Annotated in this window: 10 protein-coding genes; 6 read left to right on the top strand and 4 right to left on the bottom strand. The window is 63.0% G+C overall.

Going from position 1 to position 13,187, the window contains the following annotated elements; translation table 11 throughout:
• Positions 1 to 16 precede the first annotated feature (16 nt).
• Positions 17 to 1,486 carry a DNA repair protein RadA gene (gene radA, locus JS541_RS01100; RefSeq protein ID WP_214372473.1) on the bottom strand — a complete coding sequence of 490 codons (1,470 nt, stop codon included), beginning with the start codon at positions 1,484 to 1,486 and terminating at the stop codon, positions 17 to 19.
• 82 nt (positions 1,487 to 1,568) lie between these two features.
• Between radA and JS541_RS01095 the strand changes: the two genes are divergently transcribed.
• Positions 1,569 to 2,249, top strand: a complete 681-nt coding sequence (locus JS541_RS01095) for a hypothetical protein (RefSeq protein ID WP_214372472.1) — start codon at positions 1,569 to 1,571, stop codon at positions 2,247 to 2,249.
• Between the two features lie 108 nt (positions 2,250 to 2,357).
• On the top strand, positions 2,358 to 2,447 hold the full coding sequence (locus JS541_RS01090) for an AURKAIP1/COX24 domain-containing protein (protein ID WP_004268639.1): 90 nt from the start codon (positions 2,358 to 2,360) through the stop codon (positions 2,445 to 2,447).
• A 308-nt stretch (positions 2,448 to 2,755) separates the two neighbouring features.
• Here JS541_RS01090 and rpiA read toward each other — a convergent pair whose 3' ends face one another.
• Both rpiA and JS541_RS01080 read right to left on the bottom strand, forming a co-directional pair.
• Complete coding sequence (gene rpiA / locus JS541_RS01085) at positions 2,756 to 3,454, bottom strand: ribose-5-phosphate isomerase RpiA (protein ID WP_214372471.1); 699 nt, start codon at positions 3,452 to 3,454, stop codon at positions 2,756 to 2,758.
• A gap of 214 nt (positions 3,455 to 3,668) precedes the next feature.
• The gene (locus JS541_RS01080) at positions 3,669 to 4,805 is read right to left on the bottom strand and encodes a ribonuclease H (protein ID WP_214372470.1); all 1,137 of its coding nucleotides are present in this window, start codon (positions 4,803 to 4,805) and stop codon (positions 3,669 to 3,671) included.
• A gap of 765 nt (positions 4,806 to 5,570) precedes the next feature.
• On the opposite strand from JS541_RS01080, the gene cas1e reads away from it, so the two are divergent.
• Together cas1e and cas2e are read left to right on the top strand one after the other, a co-directional pair.
• Positions 5,571 to 6,413 (top strand): type I-E CRISPR-associated endonuclease Cas1e, encoded by an 843-nt coding sequence (cas1e, locus tag JS541_RS01075; RefSeq protein ID WP_214372756.1) that lies wholly within the window; start codon positions 5,571 to 5,573, stop codon positions 6,411 to 6,413.
• A gap of 21 nt (positions 6,414 to 6,434) precedes the next feature.
• Positions 6,435 to 6,791 carry a type I-E CRISPR-associated endoribonuclease Cas2e gene (gene cas2e / locus JS541_RS01070; RefSeq protein WP_214372469.1) on the top strand — a complete coding sequence of 119 codons (357 nt, stop codon included), beginning with the start codon at positions 6,435 to 6,437 and terminating at the stop codon, positions 6,789 to 6,791.
• A 366-nt stretch (positions 6,792 to 7,157) separates the two neighbouring features.
• On the opposite strand, the gene pgm is transcribed toward cas2e, so the two are convergent.
• On the bottom strand, positions 7,158 to 8,831 hold the full coding sequence (gene pgm, locus JS541_RS01065; RefSeq protein ID WP_214372468.1) for a phosphoglucomutase (alpha-D-glucose-1,6-bisphosphate-dependent): 1,674 nt from the start codon (positions 8,829 to 8,831) through the stop codon (positions 7,158 to 7,160).
• Between the two features lie 319 nt (positions 8,832 to 9,150).
• Here pgm and JS541_RS01060 point away from each other — a divergent pair, with 319 nt between their 5' ends.
• A complete protein-coding gene (locus tag JS541_RS01060; protein WP_240539193.1) occupies positions 9,151 to 10,734 on the top strand; it encodes a sugar transferase in 1,584 nt (527 codons plus the stop codon).
• Between the two features lie 333 nt (positions 10,735 to 11,067).
• Complete coding sequence (locus JS541_RS01055) at positions 11,068 to 13,167, top strand: glucose PTS transporter subunit IIA (RefSeq protein WP_214372466.1); 2,100 nt, start codon at positions 11,068 to 11,070, stop codon at positions 13,165 to 13,167.
• Positions 13,168 to 13,187 lie beyond the last annotated feature (20 nt).

Raw genomic sequence — 13,187 nt, 5'->3', positions numbered from 1 at the left:
GCGATCCAACGCAAGTTCACAGTCCCAACGCAGCCAATGCGTCACGCAGCGAACTCACCTCGACGATCCGCAATCCGGCAATGGTGGCTTTCTTGCGCAGCGGCGGTACCACGGCCGTCGTGAATCCCAACCGCGCCGCCTCACGCAGCCGATACTCCAGCCGCGGCACCGGCCGCACCTGTCCGGTCAGCGAAATCTCGCCGATCGCGCAAGTCGTACGCGCGATCGCCTTCGACTTCGCGGCGCTCGCCAACGCGGCCACGATCGCCAGATCACACGCCGGCTCCTTCGCCAGCCCGCCCGCGATTGTCGACACATACAGGTCGTTCGCCAGCAGATTCACCTTCCCGTGACGGTACAGCACGGCCGTGAGCATCGCGATCCGGTTGGAATCCACGCCGTTGACCGCGCGGCGCGGCGTCGGCAGCACCGAACTCGTCACCAGCGACTGCACTTCGATCGGCAGACTGCGGTGTCCGTCCAACGTGAATGTCACGCACGTGCCCTCGACCGGCGGCTCAGGCTTGCCGTCCGCGCCCACACCCGCGCCGGACGCCGACAAAAACAGCCCGGACGGATCGGCCACTTCCTCGATTCCCTCGCCGCTCATGTCGAAGCAGCCAACCTCGTCGGTCGGTCCGAAGCGGTTCTTCACCGCGCGCAACATGCGCAGCGCGGTCTGCGAATCGCCCTCGAACTGACACACCACGTCCACGAGATGCTCGAGTGTACGCGGTCCGGCGATCGACCCGTCCTTGGTCACGTGTCCGACCAGAAACACCGGCACGTCAAGGCTTTTCGCGGTGTCGATCAGTGCGCTCGCGACCTCGCGCACCTGCGTGGAGCCGCCCGAGATGCCATCGACGTCCTGCGAAACGATGGTCTGCGCCGAATCGACGATCGCCAGCGCCGGTCGTTCCTGCTCGATCAGTCCCAGTGCGGTCGCCAGATCGGTGGTTGAGGCGAGCAGCAGGTTCGGTTCGACCGCGTTGATGCGCGTGGCGCGCAGCCGCACCTGCGCGAGCGACTCCTCGCCGGAGATGTAGAGAACGGATTGGGCGGCGGGACGGACGGACCGAGCGATGTTGCCGGCCGTCTCCAACAGCAATGTCGACTTGCCGATGCCCGGCTCGCCGGCGATCAGCACGACCGAGCCGGGTACGATCCCGCCGCCGAGCACGCGGTCGAACTCGCCGAATCCGGTGGGGATACGGGTGACTGTGTCGGTGTCGATCTGCGTGATTGGACGTGCGGCGGACTGGGCCGGCACCGCGCCGGGAGTGGTCCGTGCAGTGCGACCGGGCGCGGCGGTGCGGTTGCCGGCACCGCCGCGCCCGCCGCCCGCTCCTACGCCCGTGGCGGCGGCCCTCGGCTCGCGGAACTCCTCGATGGTGCCCCACTGGCCGCATTCGGGGCAGCGCCCGTACCATTTCGTGCCGCTCCAGCCGCATTCGGAACACAGGTATTGCACAGAGGTCTTCGCCATGCTTCGACGCTATCGATCTTCGCCGACATATCGCCCGAACCGCGCCGGCCCCGAGTCATGCGGCTGTGAGAGAATCTAAGCCATGTCGAACACTCAACCATCGTCTTCCGTATCGCCGTCCCATGGCAAACTGATCGCCGTCGTGGTCGCCGCCGCGCTCGTGATCGTGCTGGCGCTGCTGTCCGCGTTCATCTGGCCGGGCTGGGCGCTGAGCAAGAACAACACGGCGCAGCAGTCCACGGGCGGCACCTCCTCGACCACGACCGACGGCGGCTCCGATACGTCGTCGACCGACAGCAAGAAGAAGGAGGAGACTGAGCCGACCACGCCGAGCATCGAGGCGACCGCGCTGCCGGACGGTGCCAGCGAACTGCTCAAGGCGATGCCCGATACGGTGCTCAACTACGCGCGCACGAAGGCTGATACGAGCACGACGTGGAACAGCACGTCGCCGTTGGAGGAGTACACGCTCACGTATTCGACCGGCGACGACGCGAAGGACGTGACGCTGATCGTCGCGCAGTGGGCGACCTCCGACGCCGCGAAGACCCAGTACACGGCGCTGACTGGTGCGCTCAAAGGCACCGAGCTCGGTTCGGGCAAGGTGAAGGTCTCGGGCGAGGAGAAGGGCAGCTACACTGCTAAGACCGACGCGAACGACGAGAACAAGGCGATCGCCGTGTGGCAGAACGACACAGTCGTCTTCCAGGCGACCGGCGCGAAGGCCGCGGTCGAGCGGTTCTACCAGAAGTTCCCGCTGTAAAGCTGGGCGCGAACACGCACTCGCGGAACGCCGGTACCATTCGTCCCAGAATGCGTGTACTATTGGGCAAGTTGCAAACTTTACGACCTTTTAGGAACGGAGGCTGAGATGGGTTCGGTCATCAAGAAGCGCCGCAAGCGGATGAGCAAGAAGAAGCACCGCAAACTGCTGCGTAAGACTCGCCACCAGCGCAAGTAGTCTTCTCGCTCACTCGGTGAGCAGCACGAAAGCCCCTTACGGATTGTTCCGCAAGGGGCTTTTGCATATTTGAACACGTATCCGTATGCCTATGCCGTATATCGGACGGCGACGGAGATGCGCCGGAGAATCGGAGACCGTAACTCAGCATCAGCTCGTGCCCGTCATTGAGTTACGGTCGTTTCCGGTACGAATAACGGCCGCAACCGAATCCCGACGATGTATCAGGGACTCAGTTGCGGCCGTTTACCAACTGATTTCGAGCCGACCGGACTGTTCTCAAGACCGGAACCGGACAGTCGCCAAACTCACTTGTTGGAGTTGGTCAGCACGCGCGGGCCGTTCGGGTCGCCCACGATGACCTTGTCGACCATGTTGAGGAACAGGCCGTGCTCCACCACGCCGACCGTGGTGATGAGGTCCTCGGCCAGATCCTGCGGGTGATCGATGCGCTCAAGGTGCAGGTCGACCACGTAGTTGTTCTCGTCGGTGCGCACCGGCTTGCCCTCGGCGTCGAGACGTAGCGTCGGCTTGTAGCCCTTCGTCTCGAACTTCTTGATGACGTGGCCGGCGCCGAATGGGATCACCTCGACCGGCAGCGGGAACTTGCCGATGGTGTCGACGACCTTGGACTCGTCCACGATCCACACGATCTTGTCGGAGTTGGTCGCCACGATCTTCTCCCACAGCAGGGCCGCGCCGCCGCCCTTGATGCCGTTGAAGTTCTTGTCGACTTCGTCCGCGCCGTCGATGGTGATGTCGATGTGGTCAACGTCGTCGATGTCGACGATCTTGATGCCGTAGCCTTCGGCCTGCTCCTGCGTGCGGCGGGAGGTGGTGACGCCCGTGAACTTGAGACCCTCCTCCTTGACGCGACGGCCGAGCTCGTCCACGAGGAACCGCACGGTCGAACCGGTGCCGAGACCCGCGATCATGCCGTCGGTGATCAGCTTGGCGGCTTCGATACCGGCCGCCTTCTTCAGCGCATCCTGCTGTGCCTTATCCATATCTACTCTCCTTCGACGGGAAATTCGCCTCGCGTCGCTTTCGTGCGCGGCGCTCGGCCTAGTTTCCTAGTGTATCCGATGTGTTCCTTGTTGTGACGTTGTGTCCCGTTTTTGGTGTGATGCTTGTGACATGTGCGGGGCACGATCAGTTATGCGACTTGTGGCCGACGGACGACCGGTAGATGATCGATGGGCGGTCCTGACCGGCTGCGGCCTACTGCCGCACTAGAAACGGCGCGCTGTCGATCGTGATCGTACCGTCGCCGTTCACGTAGCCGTCGATCATGACGTAGCCGCTGATCATGCGCGGCTGGCCATCGTAGGTCGGGCTGGAAGACGGCGGGGGAGTGAACCGCAGCGTACCGGACACCGCGAGTCCGGACGGTCGCGACTGTTGCGGCAGGGATGACTGCGCGACGGACTGTGATGACGGTGCTGCGGATGGCTGAGAAGATGCGGACTGCGTCGCGGGTGGCTGTTGCGAAGATGGTTCAGTCGAGTGTGCGGATGACAATGATGGCGTTGAGGTGCCGGAAAGATTTCTCGACTCGCTGCGCTCGCTCGAAATGACAGTGGGGGAGGGAACGTCGACGCTCTGCTCACTGTCATTTCGACCGAAGCCGCCAGCCCGTTTACTGTCATTTCGACCGGAGCGGAGCGGAGCGGAGAAATCTTCCACGTCGGAACGCACAGCACGTTCGTCGCGTCCGATCACATCGCCGCCATCTCCCGTATCCTCGCCGCGTCCCAAGTGATAGTCCTTCGCGGAAATCAGACCGTCCATCAGCATCCGCGCATCGGCCGGCACATCCGTGCCTTTCGCATACTCGGATGCGAGCAGCGACTCCCATCCTTCCTTTGGCAGATAGCCGTCACGTACCCCCGACCGGCAGTCTCCTGCATACGTTCGTGCCAGCTCGTCGACCTTCTCGTTGCCGGCGTTGCCCGCGTGCCCTTTGACCCATACGAACTTCACCGACCCGGCACGCCGGGACAGTTCCGCGTCGATCGCCTTGATCAGCGCCGCGTTCTTCACGGGCTTCTTCTGTGCGTTCTTCCAGCCGTTCTTCTTCCAGCCGTGCACCCACTTGGTCGAGCAGTTGATTGCGTACTGCGAATCGGTCTCGATCACCAGCGGCTCGGCGCCGGGGTGCGAGCGCAACGCCTCGAGCACCGCGCACAGCTCGCCGATCTGGTTCGTGCCGTTCGTCGCGCCGCCCGCATCGCAGTCGCCGCCGTGTTCGTGGCCGGGCCTCCCGCCCGCATGCGCCTCGTGATCGGCCCATGCCCAACCCATCGGGCCGTTCGGGTTGCCCAGCGCGGATCCGTCTGTAGAAACCGTAATCGTCATACGGCCACAGTAACGCAAGGGGTCGTTTCCGTGATTTTTCGGTCGTCAACGGGCGTTGAAACGGCGGTAGGGGTTTCCTCGAGATCGTCTCGTTCTGATCGTGCGCCGCGTCGGTGGGTCATTTATTTGAGCGGATCTGTTCTCCGGGCCGGTTCCTGCCTCCACCCTCGTTCTGAGTTGGCCTGTTTCTGCGAGTGTGCGTCCGTTTCTGCGTACTTGTGCGGGTGTCTTGGTGGGAAGCGGACACTGATGGGCGGATTCGTGTCCGCTTTCGCGTAGTAGCGTGAGGATCCTGGCGGGAAGCGGACGCTGGTAGATCTGTGAGTATGTGTTATCTATCTGTTATTTGTCTGGGCTATGAGTCACGAGGCAGTTGTTTTAAGTGCGGGATGACGTGTGTGACAGCAACTGTGGACTGGTGTTCGCTAAAAACTGGATGTCGGCTTGCCCTGCAGTTCCCTGTCCGACTGCCCATATGACTTTCCGTTTTCTGCTTACCGGTCGTTAAGCGGAAATGCCACGCAAGTGAGTCCATGTGCATGACTTCTGCGCGGATTACCGTTTGAATATCATTCCCGATGATTACCAATGAAATAGGCGTCGGCTTACGGGGATAGTCGTGTAGCGTTGCAGGCATTATTTAGGGGATAGCCATGCCATACCTAGTCGTGTCAGACTCATCCTATGATGGAAAATGAATGAAAACGTGAGAAGAATGCATCGTTTTGCCTTGCAAATGCTACACTTTCGAAGTGTGTTCCCCGCATACGCGGGGATGATCCTGCCGCCGCGTTGAGCGTGCTGATGCTCGGCCCGGGATCGTCGGTCACGCATCAGGCGATGACGGTGATCGGGGAAAACGGTGCCACCGTCATCTGGGTGGGGGAGCGCGGCGTGCGCATGTACGCGTTCGGCAAGCCGTTGACGCACTCCTCCGCGATGCTGCAACGGCAGGCGCGCCTGGTGTCGAACACGCGGACTCGGCTGGCGGTGGCCCGCTCGATGTACCAGATGCGATTCCCGGACGAGGATGTCGGCCGGCTGACCATGCAGCAGTTGCGCGGGCGCGAAGGGGCGCGGGTTCGTAGGGTGTATCGGGACTGCTCGGCACGCACCGGCGTGGCATGGGACAAACGCACTTATGACCATGCCGACTTCGAGGCGGGCAGCGACATCAACAAGGCGCTGTCCGCCGCCCACACCTGCCTGTACGGGTTGGCTCATGCGGCGATCGTCGCGCTTGGTTGTTCGCCTGGACTCGGCTTCGTGCACGCTGGTCACGAGCGTTCGTTCGTCTACGATGTCGCCGATCTGTACAAGGCGGAACTGTCGATTCCCGTCGCGTTCGAGACGACGGCGACGCAGCCGGACGACATCGGCTCGGCCACGCGGCGGCGCATGAGGGATGCCGTCTACGATCTGTCGATCATGACGCGCATGGTGCGGGACGTCCGCGGATTGCTGGGTGGCGGCGAGGCTTCCGGCGAGGATGGGCCGGAAACCGACCATGTGGGGTTGTGGGACGGGAAGGACGGCGAAGTCGCGGCCGGCGTTTCGTATGGGGCCGATGAATTCGGGAATGACGAGTTCGATGGCGATGAGTGGTGACGGCGCAAGGAGCGTGCGACGATGGTTGTGATCGTGCTGACCGCGTGTCCTGTGGGGTTGCGCGGCGACCTCACCAGATGGCTGCTGGAGATATCCGCCGGCGTGTTCGTCGGTCATGTGAGTGCGAAAGTGCGTGATCGGCTATGGGAGCGGATCGTCGATCTCATCCGCGACGGTCGGGCGATCATGGTGTATTCCGCGCGCAATGAGCAGCATCTCGCCTTCCGAATGCACCATGCCGACTGGGTGCCTGAGGATTGCGACGGGCTGGAGCTCATCAGACGTCCGAAGGCGACGTCTCAATCCGAGTCAAGCGGTGCGCGGCGGTCGGGCTGGAGCAATGCGAGCAAGTGGCGTGCGGCGCGCAAATACCGGTAGCAAACCGGCGGCAATGTGATAAGTGCTGCGCTCACGTCTGCCTGATGACCGGCATAGCGGGCATCAGGCAGAGGCTGGTTTGCGTCCGCTTTCATGCAGTAGAACGGATGTTCTGGTGGAAAACGGACGCTGATGGGCGGATTCGTGTCCGCTTTCGCATAGTGACATGAGGATCCTAGCGGGAAGCGGACGCTGGAGGGCTGATTTGCGTCCGTTTTTTGCTGGTTTCGTTTGGTTACATGACGTCTGCTCCCGTTCGCTTGGCGACGATGCCCGGCAGAGGGCAGGAAAAAGCCGGCTGGCTTCGCGTGGTTGCACGCGAAACCAGCCGGCTATAGCGCTTTCGGATCAGAAGGGGCGCAAAACTCAGGCCAGCGCCTTGTTCACGACGTCCTCGGCCTCGGCGAGCACCTTGTCGAGCGCCTCGGGCGACTCGAAGGACTCGGCGTACACCTTGTAGATGTTCTCGGTGCCGGACGGGCGGGCCGCGAACCAGTTGTCCTTGGTGGTGACCTTCAGACCGCCGATCTTGGCGTGGTTGCCCGGCGCCTCGGTCAGCTTGGCGGTGATGTCCTCGCCCGCGAGCTGCGTGGCGGTCACGTCGTCGCCGGTGAGCTTGGCGAACTTCTGCTTTTGCTCGAACGTGGTCGGCGTGTCGACGCGCTTGTACCACGACTCGCCGAAGCGCTCGACCTGCTCCTGGTGCAGCTGGGCCGGGTTCTTGCCGGTCTTGGCGGTGATCTCGGCGGCCAGCAGGTCGGGGATCAGGCCGTCCTTGTCGGTGGTCCAGATGCGGCCGTCCTTGCGCAGGAAGCTCATGCCGGAGCTCTCCTCGCCGCCGAACGCGACCTCGCCGGTGAACAGCGGGTCGACGAACCACTTGAAGCCGACCGGCACCTCGAGCACCTTCGCTCCGATCGACGCGGCCACGCGGTCGATCAGGGACGAGGAGACGAGCGTCTTGCCGACGGCCGCTCCCTCCGGCCAGCCCGGACGGTTGCCGCCGAACAGGTATTCGACGCACACGGCGATGTAGTGGTTCGGGTTCATCACGCCCCAGTTCGGGCAGACGATGCCGTGACGGTCGGCGTCCGGATCGGTGCCGCCGACGAGATCGTACTTGCTCCACGCGCCGGCGTTGAGCTCGTCAACGAGGCCCTTCATCGCGTACGGCGAGCTCGGATCCATACGGATCTTGCCGTCGTGGTCGATGGTCATGAAGCGCCACGTCGGATCGACCTCGGGGCGCACGACGCCGATGTTCAGGCCGTACTTTTCGTTGATGAGCGGCCAGTAGTTCACGGACGCGCCGCCGAGCGGGTCGATGCCCAGTCGCACGCCGGAGTTGCGGATCACGTCGAAGTCGATCACGTTGCCGAGGTCGGAGACGTAGTGGTCGCGGAAGTCGAAGCCCTCGACGTATTCGGACTTGATGGCCTCCTCGTACGGCACGCGCTTGACGTTCTTGTAGTCGCCGAGCAGCTCGTTGGCGCGCGCGGCGATCGCGTTCGTCACGTCGGCCGGGGCCGGGCCGCCGGTGACCGGGTCGTACTTGAAGCCGCCGTCGGTGGGCGGGTTGTGCGACGGAGTAACGACGATGCCGTCCGCGAGGCCGTCGCCGGTGAAGCGCTGGGTGCCGTCGGCCGCGCGGTTGTGCGTGAGGATGGCCTGCGAGACGACCGGGGTCGGCACGAAGTCGCCGCGCGAGTCGATGCGCACGTGCACGCCGTTGGCGACGAGGACCTCGATGGCGGTCTTCTTGGCCGGTTCGGACAGCGCGTGCGTGTCGGCGCCGAGGTACAGCGGGCCGGTGACGCCGGCCTTCTTGCGGTATTCGGCGATGGCCTGGGAGATGGCGACGATGTGGGCCTCGTTGAACGAGGTCTTCAGAGACGATCCGCGGTGGCCAGAGGTGCCGAAGACGACACGCTGCTCGGGGACGGACGGATCGGGGACGAGGTCGTAGTACTTGCCGATGACTTCGTCGACGTTGATCAGATCAGCTGGGGTGGCGGGAAGGCCCGCGTTTGTTGCTACCATAAACCCTATTGTGCCACGCCCTCACGTCTATGCAAACCTTTGCATCCATCCTGCATGTTAATTTCTGTCATATTTTGTGAGAATATTTAATTTTATGGCATGTCGAGCGATGATTAGGAAGTAAAGATATTCGGCGTGACCGCGAACGCGTCGACCCCCGAAGACCGTCGTCTGCCGTATACGGCGATGCGGAGCCGTTCGACGATGGATGAGACCGGTTCCGTGATGCGAAAACGGCATACATATCGATCACTGAACACGATAGGATAAAACTCCGAGCGCGTGTGGTCGACGCGTGAACGCGAGAGGAGAGACTGGCATGGGCATGCCATATGCGAAGGGCGGCGCCGGCGGCGGTTGCGCGGGCGCGAGCGAGTCCGGCGGTTTTGCGGGTTTAAGCGATCTGCAGCAGAACCAGTTGTCGCATGTGCTGTACTGGCGGTTCTTCATCAATCTCGCGCTCATGCTGTGCGACGCGGCCATGTTCATCCTGGCCGGCGCCTGTGTGCTCAACCTGCATGGCACCACCGGCTATCTTGCGATGTGGCGTTGGGGCGGCCGCCTTTCCGTCAGCCTGTATCTGACGGTCGGCGCGCTGATCTGGATCGCGTGCTTGAGAGCGTCGGGCGTATACCACCGTCACGTGATGGGCGACGGCTATCAGCTCAACATGCTTGTATTCAAGGGCGTGACGCTGAGCTGGGTCGGGTTGTGCGCGCTGAATTTCGTGCTTGGGTTGGGTCTGTCGCTCGGCGGGGTGACGTTGATCGTCGTCTCCGCATGGCTCGCCACGGTCATCGAACGCGTGATCACCCGCATGATCATCACGCGCAGCCGCTCCAAGGGCGCGTATTCGTACGGCACGGTGATCGTCGGCTCGCCCGAGGGCATCGGCAGGACGCTGCGGTTCCTGGCCCGGCGCGACCAGCTGAACTACCGTCCGGTGGCGGTGTGCCCGATCCGGCTCGATTCCGAAACCGGACTGGTCGAGGCCGATCCCGACATCGACGCCATGAACCGTATCGTCGGCGAATCATGGGGATCCCCGATTCCCGTCATCCCATACGCCGACCACGGTCTTGCCGAACGATTCGTGAACCTGGACGCACAGACCGTGATGGTATGCGACGTGCTGCACCGCTTCTCCGACAACTTTAACATCTTCTCCGTGCGCATGGAATCGCTCGGGCTTGAACTGGCGCTCATCACGTCGTCCGTGGACGTGGCCGGCCACCAGACCCAGGTGCGTTCCATCCAGGGCACGACGGTGCTCACGATCCGTCTCGCCCAGTACGGCGTGACCACGCGCATCGTCAAACGCCTGTTCGACATCGTCGTCTCGTCGCTCGCGATCCTGTGCTCGCTGATCATCACGCTGCCGGTCGCGATCGCGATCAAACTGACCGACGGCGGCCCGATCTTCTACACGCAGGAACGCATCGGCCTGCGCGGCAAGCCGTTCCGCATGATCAAGTTCCGTTCGATGGTCGTGAACGCGGACGAGCTCAAAGCGAAGCTGGCCGAACAGACCGGCCAGAAGGACCGGTTCATCTTCAAGATGAAGGACGACCCGCGCATCACCAAGGTCGGCCATTTCATCCGCCGCTTCTCGATCGACGAATTGCCGCAGTTCCTCAACGTGTTTGTCGGCGACATGTCGGTCGTGGGACCCCGTCCGCCGCTGCCCGAGGAATACGCGCGCTACAACCGCATCTACGCGATGCGCATGCTCGTCAAGCCCGGCATCACCGGACCGTGGCAGGTCTCCGGCCGCTCCGACCTGAGCGCCGAGGAAAGCGAGCAGCTCGACGTGGCGTACGTGCAGAACTGGTCGATATTGGGAGACATTGTATTGATGTTCCGTACGGTCGGTGCAGTGCTTGGCCATAAAGGCGCGTACTGATAATCCGCTCGATCTGCAACCATGACGAGCCTATACGGGACTGCGAAACCGGATATTGCGGAAGATTATGACGGTGTGATATTGCCACCACACGGCGGATCGTCAACGACACTCCGAAGTTTGCTTCCGGGTTAACCTCGGATATATATTGACTCATGAACTTCTACTTTTGCAGGGTTGCAAGTCACAATAGACGCAAGACCTGAGGCATTCTGCCATACGCATATCCATGCGCACGGCACGTGCCTCGGGTCTTTTTTTGTTGCTGGCGGCTCTGCGAGGGCGGAGAGCATACCAGGAAAACTAAAAGAAGAATCCAAGGAAGGAAAGAAGATGGCCGAATCCACTGCATCGCAGATCATCGATGCCATCGGTGGCGCGGGCAACGTCAAGAGCCTGACCCACTGCGCGACTCGACTTCGCTTCGAGCTTGTCGACGCGGGCAAAGTTGACCAGAATCGACTCCAGAACATGAAGGGCGTGCTCGGCGCGGTCCCGCAGTCCGGCGATCGCTTCCAGGTCGTCATCGGCGGCGCGGTCGCCTCCATGTACGAGGAGATCATGCACCTGCCCGAGATGGCCAACGTCGGCACGGCCAAGAAGATGACCGACGCCGAGGTCAAGGCCGCCGAACGCGCGAAGGCGCGCGGCAAGGCCGCCTGGCTCGACTCGTTCTTCGAGTACCTGGCCGACTCGTTCCGCCCGATCCTGGGCGTCCTGCTCGGCGCGTCCATCATCATCGCGCTCGTTAACCTGTTCATCTCGCTCGGCGTCATCGCCAACGACGAGGCGAACACCTCGCTCATGTTCATCAAGGCCATCTGGAAGGGCGTGTTCTACTTCCTTCCGATCATGGTCGCCTACAACGCCGCGAAGAAGCTCAAGGTCGACCCGTGGCTCGGCGGCTCCATCATGGCCATGCTCATGACCCCGCAGTTCACCGCGCTGTCCGACACCAAGACGTGGGGCGACGCCGTCCAGTGCGTCGAGAACGCCACGCTGGGCACCACCGACTGCACCGCCACCGTCTTCGGTCTGCCGATGCAGCTGTCTGATTACTCCGGCAACGTGTTCGTGCCGCTCATGATGGCCGCCGTGCTCGGTCTCGTCTACCACGGTTTGAAGAAGATCATTCCGGACAGCGTCCAGCTCGTCTTCGTGCCGTTCTTCTCCATGATCATCGTCGGCGTGCTCACCGCGTTCCTCATCGGCCCGCTGGGCGTGTGGGTCGGCAACGGCCTCGGCGTCATCCTCGCCTGGATGAACGGCCACGCACCGTTCATCTTCGCCATCGCGATCCCGCTGCTCTACCCGTTCCTCGTCCCGCTCGGCCTGCACTGGCCACTCAACGCCCTCATGCTCATGAACATCCAGTCGATGGGCTACGACTTCATCCAGGGCCCGATGGGTGTGTGGAACTTCGCCTGCTTCGGCGCGACCGCCGGCGTGCTGTTCCTCTCCATCCGCGACCACGACAAGGAAATGCGCCAGACCTCCATCGGCGCCCTCGCCGCTGGTCTGCTCGGTGGCGTCTCCGAGCCGTCCCTCTACGGCATCCACCTGCGCTACAAGCTGGTCTACAAGCGCATGCTCATCGGCTGCGGCGTCGGCGGTGTCGTGATCGCCGTCCTCGGCTGGCTGTTCCCGTCCGTCGTCGCCTCCGGTCAGACCGTGCGCGGCGTGACCACCACCGCGTTCGCGTTCACCTCGCTGCTGACCGTCCCGGTCTTCGACCAAATGTGGGTCTACGGCGTGTCCATCGCTGTCGCGTTCGCCGTCTCCATGTTCCTGATCGTCACCCTCGACTACCGCACCCCGGAGCAGAAGGCCGAAGTGCTGGCCCGCGTGGCCCAGGAAGAGGCCGATCGCAAGCTCGAGGCCGAGGCTGCCGCCGCTCCGGCCGTCGAGTCCGCCCCGGCTGCCCCGGTTCCGGCTGCCTCCGCGTCCGCCGCTGAGGCCCCGGCCGAACCGGCCGAGCCGACCAAGGAAGTCGTCTCCCCGTGCAACGGCCACGTCATCACCCTCGAGGAGACCGGCGACGCGGTGTTCGCGTCCAAGGCCCTCGGCGAAGGCGTCGCGGTCGTGCCGTCCGAATCCCAGATCAAGGCCCCGGTGTCGGGTACACTGAAGACCGTGGCCAAGACCGGCCATGCGTACGGCATCAAGACCGATGACGGCGTCGAGGTCCTGGTCCACATCGGTATTGACACCGTGCAGATGAACGGCGACGGATTCGACGTGGCCGTTGCCAAGGGTCAGCGCGTGAAGGCTGGCGACCTGCTGGCCACCGTCGATTTCGACAAGGTCAAGGAAGCCGGATACTCCACCGCCACCATCATCGCCGTGACCAATACCAAGAAGATGACTTCGGTCACCCCGCTCGCGGGCAAGGATGTCACGACTGGCGATCCGGTGATCGAGGTCGAGCACTGACCTGCCGGTTGCAAGTGATG

The organism is Bifidobacterium sp. SO1 (assembly GCF_018555335.1).
Lineage (GTDB): Bacteria > Actinomycetota > Actinomycetes > Actinomycetales > Bifidobacteriaceae > Bifidobacterium > Bifidobacterium simiiventris.
This window is presented reverse-complemented; position numbering and strand designations above follow the sequence as displayed.